The following is a 9,191-nucleotide window of genomic DNA, read 5'->3' as shown; positions in this document are numbered from 1 at the left end:
GGGCGACTGCTGATCTTCAGCCGCCCGGAAGTGGCTGCCAGTCTGGGGGTGCAGGTGACCCACCTGCGCCAGTATGCCGAGATGCTGCGGATGCAGAGCCACGAGTTTGCCAACAAACTGAGCAGTCTCTCCGGCCTGCTGCAACTGGGTCATGTGGATCAGGCGGTGGAGCTGATCCAGCAGGAGAACGAAGCGTGCCAGACCATGTTGCAGGAGCTGCTGCGGATGATCGACAACAAGCCGGTGGCGGGGCTTATTCTCGGCAAGTTCAGCCGGGCCCGCGAGCTGGGGGTGACCCTGGAACTCGATCCCGACTCGGCGCTGGCGGAGTATCCGGCCTCGGTCTCTGCCGATCTCATCACCTTGATTGGCAACTTGCTGGATAACGGTTTGCAAGCGGCCTGGCTCAACCGTCAGCAGCGTCCACCCCGGGTGCTGCTCTCTCTGTGCGATGTGGGGCGGCGGTTGGTGATCGAGGTGGAGGACAGTGGCGAGGGGGTCGATGAAGATCTGGCCGATCATCTGTTCGATTACGGGGTGAGCCGCCAGAGTGGTGATCACGGGGTTGGCCTGTTCCTGGTCAAGGAGACGGTGGGTCGGCGTGAGGGTGTGATAGAATGGCGACGAACCGCCGAGCAGACCACCCTGTTTGGTATCTACTTGAATAAAAACCAATTAATGTGAGCCATGGACCCAATAATCACCCTTGTTATTGAAGATGATGATCGGATCGGTGCCATCTTGTCAGAACTGGTGGCGGCGACCCCCGGTTTCTCCCTGCTGGGCCGAGCCGGCACCCTGGCCCAAGCCGATGCCATGATGTCCGGTGTGGTGCCTCAGTTGCTGCTGGTGGATGTCTCTCTGCCCGATGGCTCCGGCCTCGAGTGGGTGAGCCGTCTGCGCAGCCACAACCGCGAGGCTTACGTCATCATGGTGACTGCCTCGCGGGATGTGGAGACCATCCAGCAGGCTCTCAATCTGGGGGTTCATGACTACGTCATCAAGCCACTGCGGCTGTTTCGCATCCAGCAGAGCCTGGACGAGATCCTGCAACTGCACAGCCGCCTCTGCGAGCGGGGTCGGCTGGAGCAGGAAGATCTCGACAAGCTGCTGGGCAAGGGGGGACGCTCCCAGATCAAGGAGATGCGTGTCACCCCCAAGGGGATCGACAGCATTACCCTGCGTCAGGTGCTGGATCTGCTGGCCGGTGAACCGGAGAACGTCTTCTCTACCGACACGGTGGCGCTGCGGTTGTCGCTCAGTCGCACCACGGCGCGCCGCTATCTGGAGTATCTGGAGTCGGAAGACCGGGTGGATGTGGATCTCAACTATGGTCAGCGGGGACGGCCGGAGCGGCGCTACCGCTGGCGTCGGGCCGGTTGAGGCGCCCACTGGCACGCATTGCAGAAACAACAAGGGAGCCATGGGCTCCCTTGTTGTTTCTGGAGGTTGTTCGTTCTCACGCGGTTTCCCGTTCGGCCACCGGCGTACGCCCCTTCAGCTGGGAGGCCATCACCCCGCCCAGGATCAGTCCGCCACCCAGCAGGTGATAGCCGTGGATCGGCTCTCCCAGACTGATGACAGCGATGAGTGCGGTGCAGAGCGGTAGCAGGTTCATAAAGACCGAGGTACGGGCGGCCCCGAGGCAGACGATGGCCCGCATCCAGCAGTAGGGGGGGATCAGGGAGGAGATCAACCCGGCAAACAGCACCAGCCCCAATCCTTCGGCAGGCACTGCCAGCGAGTCGGCGCAGAGGGCGACCGGGATCAGCAGCAATACCGCCAGCAGGATCTGCAGATAGAGGTTGAGCCAGGGGCCAAACGGCAGATGCCAGCGGCGAACCAGCAGACCATAGAGGGCATAGCTGACAGAGCCCAGCAACATCATGCCATCGCCCGGATTGATGCCATCGTGCAGCAGCGCCAGCGGCTGGCCCTTGCTCAGCAGCCAGAAGACCCCGAACAGGGAGATGAGCATGCCTGCCAGTGCCTGCTTGCCGGGATGCTGACTAAAGAACATGGCCCCCAGCAGCAGGGTCAGCATCGGGATGAGCGAGCCAATCACCCCCATGTTGGTGGCCGAGGTGCTGTGGGCGGCGTAATAGGCCAGACACTGGAACAGCACCATGCCGAGCGCCGCCAGTACCAGCAGCTTGCCAAACCAGGGGCGAATTTCGTGACGGCGGCGCCACAACTGGGGCAAGCAGAAGGGGGTCAGCGCCAGGGCGGCGATCAGCCAGCGGTAGAAAGAGATGGCGGCCGGGTCGACCACACTGGCGGCCGCCTTGGAAACCACGGTATTGGTAGCCCAGATCAGTACCGCCATCAGCGGAAAGAGAAGGGGAGAGAAGATTCGCATCAGAGGCTCCTTATAAACAGGGGGGCAAGTCTACCCTTGTCTTTATATTATCAAGTAGCGTAAAACAGACAGATGACCCAGCAGAAAAGACAACTCTTTCTGATGCACCTTATTCCGACCCAAACGGGCTGCGTTCGCCCGCACCCGCTGGCTGCCTTTGGTCTGCGCCAGAGAGAGTGTCAAAAGGGCGCTGCATTGCTCTCTCTCCTCTCTTTCGCTGGCAACGGGCGCTGATGGCCACCCACCACTTTCAGCCGGTAGATGTCGATCTGCCCGCCCCCAATCCGCTCTATTTCAGCTACCAGCAGGTGCTGGCCGACAGCGCAACCCTGTTGCACGCCCACCCCTGGGGCCAGCTCAACATGATCAGTCTGGGGAGCATGGAGATAGTGCTGGGGGATCAGCGGCTGGTGGCCCCTGCCGACTACCTGATCTGGGTGCCAGCGGATCTGGAACACACCTCCTACAACGAACAGGCCCTCGACTACACCTCTATTTACGTCAGCCACGCGCTGGCGGCCAAGCTGCCGCCAGAGCCCAGATTGCTGCTGCTCACCCCGCTGATCCGCGCCCTGCTGAACGATTTTTGCGAACGGCGGGTTGGCTATATGGCGGATGAGTGGGATCAGCACCAAGCCGAGTTGCTGGTGGAGCGACTGGCGCGCACCCGCTGTCAGGAGAGCTACCTGCCGATGAGTCAGGACAAGCTGCTGGCCCCCATGTTGGCGGTGCTGCACAGCGATCCTGCCGATCCCCGCACCTTGGCCCAGTGGGCCGGGCAGTTGCACACCACCGAACGAACTCTGGCACGGCGCTGCCTGCGGGAGCTGGGGATGAGCTTTGGTCAGTGGCGGGCCCGGCTGCGGCTGCTCAAGGCACTGGCCTGGCTCAAGGGAGACATGCCCATTCAGGAGATCAGCTGGCGGCTCGGCTATGGATCCACCTCCGCGTTCATTGCCATGTTCAACCGGGAGCTGGGCTGCTCCCCCCAGCGTTACCGCCAGCAGTCGGGTCGATAACAACGGGCGGGACGTGTCATCTGGTGAAGCAAAGCAACAAGGGCGCCCGCAGGCGCCCTCTCTGATGGCATGTGCTCGCATTAGAAGAAGCCGAGCGGGTTGATGTCGTGGCTCACCAGCAGGTTCTTGGTGTTCTGGTAGTGGTCCAGCATCATCTTGTGGGTCTCGCGGCCGATCCCCGACTTCTTGTAACCGCCAAAGGCGGCGTGTGCCGGATAGGCGTGGTAGCAGTTGACCCAGACCCGACCTGCCTGAATGCCGCGCCCCATGCGCCAGGCCAGATTGCTGTCGCGGGTCCACAGGCCTGCCCCCAATCCGTACTGGGTGTCGTTGGCAATGGCCAGTGCATCGGCTTCGTCCTTGAAGGTGGTGACCCCGAGCGCTGGCCCGAAGATCTCCTCCTGAAACACCCGCATCTTGTTCTGGCCGGAGAAGATGGTGGGCTGGATGTAGAAGCCCCCCTCCAGTCCGCTCACCTTGGCCGGGCCGCCGCCGATCAGCATTTTGGCCCCTTCGCCGCGGCCGATCTCCATGTAGCCCAGGATCTTGTCGAACTGCTCGCGGGACGCCTGCGCGCCCACCTGAGTGGCGGTATCGAGGGGGTTGCCCTGAACGATGGTGCGAGCGCGGGCCAGCACCTTGTCCATAAAGTCGTCGTAGATGCTGGCTTGCACCAGCGCGCGGGAGGGGCAGGTGCACACCTCGCCCTGGTTGAAGAAGGTCATCAGCATCCCTTCCACCGCCTTGTCGATGTAGCTGCTCTCGTGCTGCATCACGTCGGCGAAGTAGATGTTGGGGGATTTGCCCCCCAGCTCCACGGTGGAGGGGATCAGCTTGTCGGCGGCGCAGCGCAGGATATGGGCGCCCACTTCGGTCGAACCGGTAAAGGCCAGTTTCTGGATCCGGTTGCTGGTGGCCAGCGCCTGACCCGCCTCGGCGCCGAAGCCGTTGACCACGTTGACCACGCCGGGGGGCAGGATCTCCTTGATGAGATCCATCATCAACATGATGGTGACCGGGGTCTGCTCGGCGGGCTTGAGCACGCTGCAGCAGCCTGCCGCCAGCACCGGAGCCAGCTTCCAGGCTGCCATCAACAGCGGGAAGTTCCACGGGATGATCTGGCCGACCACGCCGATGGGCTCCTTGAAGTGGTAACTGACGGTGTTCTGATCCAGCTCGGCGGCCGACCCCTCCTGAGCGCGGATACAGCCAGCGAAGTAGCGGAAGTGATCCACCACCAGCGGCAGGTCGGCCGCCAGAGTCTCGCGTACCGCCTTGCCGTTCTCCCAGGTTTCGGCGACGGCGAGTACCTCTATGTTCTGCTCGATGCGATCGGCGATACGCAGCAACAGGTTGCTGCGCTCGGTGACGCTGGTCTTGCTCCAGCTGGCAAATGCCTTGTGGGCGGCATCCAGCGCCAACTCGATATCGGCGGCGTCGGAGCGGGCGACCTCGCAGAACACCTTGCCATCCACCGGCGAGATGTTCTCGAAATAGCGGCCGGCGCGCGGCGCCACCCACTCACCACCGATAAAGTTGTCGTAACGGGATTTGAAGCTGACCAGGGCACCTGCCTGACCGGGAGCGGTATAAATCATCGCATCATCCTTTATGTGTGTGGTCCTGACCGGGCTGGCTGACAGACCGGTTGCCAGCTGATATCGCAAGGGGCGTGCCAAAGGGTCTGACCAGCAGGCGAAAGGTTAAAAAAACGTTATCAAATGGGGTGCGCAGGCGTATCTTGGTTAACCAATGACCACGACTGTGGCGATAAGACTGTGCCGTTTCTGGACAGTGGCCGAGACAGTCGTGCTGTTTGTGAACAGGAGGCGTGATGAGTGAGTCACTTCAACCCGGTCCCAGCCCCATCCTGCGTTCCTGGCAGCGTTGCCTGCATCAGGGGCTGAGCCGCCAGCAGAGCGCCGATCTGGATCTGCTGCCTCAAGGGGAACTGTCGGCCCGTCAGGAGCAGCACAGGGCGCTGATCGCCTGCTTCCAGCGCTTTGTGCTGCCGCTGTTTGGCCAGCTGCTGGCGGGTCGCCCCTGTCGCCTGTTGTTGTGTGACGGTGAGGGAGCCATTCTGGCCGCCAGTGGAGACGACGGCTTCGCCCGCCATGCCGAGCGTATCTTTTTACGCAGCGGCGCCCGTTGGGGGGAGGCGAGCAAGGGCACCAATGCCATCGGTACTGCGCTGGCCGAGCAGAGCGAAGTGCAGGTGCTCGGCAATCAGCATTTCTTCGCCCAGCACAGCTTCCTCAGTTGCAGCGCCTGTCCGCTGCTCGGGCCGGATGGACAATTGCTGGGGGTGCTCGATATCTCCACCGATGCGGCCCACCACGGCGGCGACATGCTGGGCACGGTGCGACTGCTGGCCATGACCCTCGAAAACGCACTCTTGGCGCGTCAGCCGGGCTGGCTGGTGGATCTCGATCCCCAGAGTCTCTGGTCCGCCCGCCTGTTGCTGGGTGAGGGGGGCGAGCTGCTCGGCGCCAACCGGGCAGGCCGACTCTGGCTTGGCCAGCACCCTTTCGACGGCAGGCAGCTGCTGCGCGAGGGGCGTGGCTTGCGGCTGGTGCCAGAAGCGGACGCGCCACCTTCCTGCACCGCACTACAGGATCACTCAAGCCCGTTATCGCATCCGCAGCAGGTGCCGCTCAAGATGCTGGAGCGCGGCATCTCGCTGCTCATCGAGGGGGAGACCGGCAGTGGCAAGGAGCATCTGGTGCGGGCCCTGCACCGAGCGTCGAGTCGGCGGGATCAGCCACTGGTGTGCGTCAACTGCGGCGCGCTGCCAGCAGATCTGGTGGAAGCCGAGCTGTTTGGTTATGTGGGTGGAGCCTTCAGCGGTGCCCGTAGCCAGGGCAGTCAGGGTTATCTGCGCGCAGCCCACGGCGGCATGCTGATGCTCGATGAAATTGGTGAACTGCCGCTGCAGGCGCAAACCCGGCTGCTGCGGGTATTGCAGGAGCGCAGCGTCACCCCGGTTGGCAGCCACAAGCCCGAGGTGGTGGATTTCTGGCTGGTCAGCGCCAGCCACCGGGATCTGGCGGCCATGGTGCAGAGTGGCGCATTTCGCGAAGACCTCTATTACCGGATCTGCGGATGGCGCCAGCAGCTGATGCCGCTGCGCCGTTGGCCTGCCGCTGAGCGTCTGGGGCTGATCCAGCGACTGCTGGCGGAGATGGATCCGACCCTGCGTCTGACCCACGATGCGGAGCAACAGCTGTTGGCCCATCCGCTGCCCGGCAACGTGCGTCAGCTCAAGCAGGCACTGGAAGTGGCCTGCGTGCTGGCAGAGGGGCTAGGCTGGATTGAACCCGCCCACCTGCATCTGCCCAGTGTGGCCACAGAGCCCGGCGCCTTGCCGATGGGGGAGGCGACCAGCTTGCGTGAACAAACCCGGCGGCAGGTACAGCAAACGCTGGCGGCATGCGGCGGCAATGTGAGCGAGGCCGCGCGCCAGCTGGGGATCAGCCGCACCACCCTCTACCGGACGCTGCGCGAAGCCCCTTGAGTGCTCACTCCCCCTCATCGGTCGTTTTCAAGACGCACATGACGGCTGGAGCCCTGCCCATCCAGCCGCTATGATGCGCCCTTGCCGGGGCATTGCGCCCTGTTGATCCAACTATTGAGGAGTTTTCTGCCATGTCACAACACATCGGTGCATTGACCCTGCTGGTCGCCGATTACGATCGGGCCATTCGCTTTTTTACCGAGGGACTTGGCTTCGCGCTCCTGGAAGACACCCGGCTCGATGAACCGGGCAAACCGGGCAAGCGCTGGGTACGGGTTGCACCCAAAGGCGCCCCCGGTTCGGCGCTGCTGCTGGCTCGCGCCGCCACGCCCGAGCAACAGGCCGCCATCGGCCAGCAGGGCGGCGGTCGGGTGTTCCTGTTTCTCGAGACCGATGACTTCTGGGGGGATTACCAGCGCATGCAGGCGTACGGAGTGCATTTTTGTGAACAGCCACGTAGCGAGCCATACGGTATGGTGGTGGTGTTCGAGGATATCAGTGGCAACCGCTGGGATCTGCTGCAACTCGCTGCTGCCAACTGAATCTGAAAACGTTTATCATCCCGCCTGTCATAAAGTCATAAAAGTGTCACAGAAAGTTCTAATAATTGGCGCACCCATCTTCACAGAGGAGAGAGAAGGGAATGGCTAAGCGAATTCTGGTGGTCGAGGACGAAGCACCGATCCGCGAAATGCTCTGCTTCGTGCTGGAGCAGAAGGGATATGAGACGATTGAAGCGGAAGATTACGCCGATGGACTGGCAAAGGTGCGCGAACCCTACCCCGAACTCATCGTGCTGGACTGGATGATGCCGGGCGGCAGTGGCATCCAGTTTATCAAGCAGCTCAAGCAGGATGAGGTGACGCGCCAGATCCCGGTGGTGATGCTCACCGCTCGCGGTGAAGAGGAGGACAAGGTACGTGGTCTGGAGGCCGGTGCCGACGACTACATCACCAAGCCGTTCTCTCCCAAGGAGCTGACCGCACGCCTCCATGCGGTGATGCGCCGCGTCTCTCCGACCTCGGTCGACGAGGTGATCGAGGTGCAGGGGCTGAAGCTTGATCCGGTTTCCCACCGGGTCAGTGCCGAAGAGAAGGCGCTCGACATGGGGCCGACCGAATTCAAGCTGCTGCACTTTTTCATGACCCACCCCGAGCGGGTCTATAGCCGTGAACAGCTGCTCAATAATGTCTGGGGTACCAATGTGTACGTCGAGGACAGAACCGTGGATGTGCATATTCGCCGCCTGCGCAAGGCGATCGAAGAGACCGGGCACGACAGATTGATCCAGACGGTGCGTGGAGCCGGATACCGCTTCTCAACCCGTCTCTAGAGGCCGTTATGTTGCAACCTTACGCCTGGCGGCGACAGCTGTGGCGGATGGCGTTTTTCTATTCGCCCTTCGCATTGGTCGGCTGGTTGATTGATCACCTCTCTCTCTGCCTGTTGGTGGCGGCAGTGCTCCATCTGGGCTGGCACTATCGCTTTCAGAAACGGCTGTCGGACTGGCTGTGGCATGATCGCAGTCTGGTGCCTCCCAACGGCAGCGGCAGTTGGGAGCATATTTTCAACGGCATCTACAAGTTGCAGCAGCGACACCGGGCCCGGCGCCGCGAGCTGGCGGGGCTGATCCGCCGTTTTCGGGAAGGGGCCGAGGCGTTGCCCGATGCCGCCGTGGTGTTTCGCACCGACGGCAGCATCCTCTGGTGCAACCGGTTGGCGGAGCAACTGCTCGGTTTTCGCTGGCCGGAGGATGCCGGTCAGCATATCGGCAACCTCATTCGCAATCCCGCTTTTGCCGCCTATCTGGGCAAGGGGGCCTATGACGAGCCCCTCGAGCTGGCCTCACCGGTCAACGAAGAGAAGTTTCTCGAGTTTCGCATCATGCCCTATGCCGAAGATCAGGCGATGCTGGTGGTGCGGGATGTCACCCGCTTGCGCAGCCTCGAGAAGACCCGCAAACACTTCGTCTCCAACGTCTCCCACGAGCTGCGCACCCCGCTGACAGTGCTCAAGGGCTATCTGGAGATGACCGAGGAGCCGCCCCCGCCCGCCATGTGGGCCAAGGCGCATCGGGTGATGATGGAGCAGACCATCCGGATGGACAACCTGGTCAATCAGCTGCTCACCCTGTCGCGTATCGAGGCGGCCCCCTCGGTGGATCTCTCCCATCTGGTGGATATGCCCGCCATGCTGGGGCTGCTGGAGCAGGAGGCGCGGGCACTCTCCGGTGAGCGGGCCCACCAGATCGAATTTATGGTGCAGCCTGACCTGCTGGTGCGCGGGGATCAGGAGCAGC

Annotated in this window: 9 protein-coding genes; 7 read left to right on the top strand and 2 right to left on the bottom strand. The window is 62.5% G+C overall.

Features of this window, described 5'->3' with window-relative positions; all coding sequences use genetic code 11:
- On the top strand, nucleotides 1-684 hold a 684-nt coding region (locus LD28_RS0121175; RefSeq protein ID WP_033138853.1), incomplete at its 5' end, for a sensor histidine kinase.
- Between the two features lie 3 nt (nucleotides 685-687).
- Nucleotides 688-1,383 (top strand): response regulator, encoded by a 696-nt coding sequence (locus tag LD28_RS0121170; RefSeq protein WP_033138852.1) that lies wholly within the window; start codon nucleotides 688-690, stop codon nucleotides 1,381-1,383.
- A gap of 76 nt (nucleotides 1,384-1,459) precedes the next feature.
- Here the strand turns inward: LD28_RS0121170 and LD28_RS0121165 are convergent, their stop codons facing one another.
- Nucleotides 1,460-2,359, bottom strand: coding sequence for a DMT family transporter (locus LD28_RS0121165; RefSeq protein WP_033138851.1), 900 nt, complete (start codon nucleotides 2,357-2,359; stop codon nucleotides 1,460-1,462).
- Nucleotides 2,360-2,592: 233 nt separating this feature from the next.
- Here LD28_RS0121165 and LD28_RS0121160 point away from each other — a divergent pair, with 233 nt between their 5' ends.
- On the top strand, nucleotides 2,593-3,378 hold the full coding sequence (locus tag LD28_RS0121160; RefSeq protein WP_033138850.1) for a helix-turn-helix transcriptional regulator: 786 nt from the start codon (nucleotides 2,593-2,595) through the stop codon (nucleotides 3,376-3,378).
- Nucleotides 3,379-3,458: 80 nt separating this feature from the next.
- Here LD28_RS0121160 and exaC read toward each other — a convergent pair whose 3' ends face one another.
- A complete protein-coding gene (exaC, locus tag LD28_RS0121155) occupies nucleotides 3,459-4,976 on the bottom strand; it encodes an acetaldehyde dehydrogenase ExaC (RefSeq protein WP_033138849.1) in 1,518 nt (505 codons plus the stop codon).
- Between the two features lie 236 nt (nucleotides 4,977-5,212).
- Between exaC and LD28_RS0121150 the strand changes: the two genes are divergently transcribed.
- From LD28_RS0121150 to phoR, 4 genes are all read left to right on the top strand, one after another.
- Complete coding sequence (locus LD28_RS0121150; RefSeq protein WP_033138848.1) at nucleotides 5,213-6,892, top strand: sigma-54-dependent Fis family transcriptional regulator; 1,680 nt, start codon at nucleotides 5,213-5,215, stop codon at nucleotides 6,890-6,892.
- Nucleotides 6,893-7,023: 131 nt separating this feature from the next.
- Nucleotides 7,024-7,434, top strand: coding sequence for a VOC family protein (locus tag LD28_RS0121145; protein WP_033138847.1), 411 nt, complete (start codon nucleotides 7,024-7,026; stop codon nucleotides 7,432-7,434).
- A 101-nt stretch (nucleotides 7,435-7,535) separates the two neighbouring features.
- Nucleotides 7,536-8,225, top strand: coding sequence for a phosphate regulon transcriptional regulator PhoB (gene phoB, locus LD28_RS0121140; protein ID WP_005338414.1), 690 nt, complete (start codon nucleotides 7,536-7,538; stop codon nucleotides 8,223-8,225).
- A gap of 8 nt (nucleotides 8,226-8,233) precedes the next feature.
- A partial coding sequence (gene phoR, locus LD28_RS0121135) for a phosphate regulon sensor histidine kinase PhoR (RefSeq protein WP_033138846.1) occupies nucleotides 8,234-9,191 on the top strand: 958 nt, incomplete at its 3' end.

This window comes from Aeromonas finlandensis, assembly GCF_000764645.1.
GTDB classification, from domain to species: domain Bacteria; phylum Pseudomonadota; class Gammaproteobacteria; order Enterobacterales; family Aeromonadaceae; genus Aeromonas; species Aeromonas finlandensis.
Note: the sequence above shows the minus strand (reverse complement) of the source record. Positions and strands in the feature narration are given on the sequence as shown.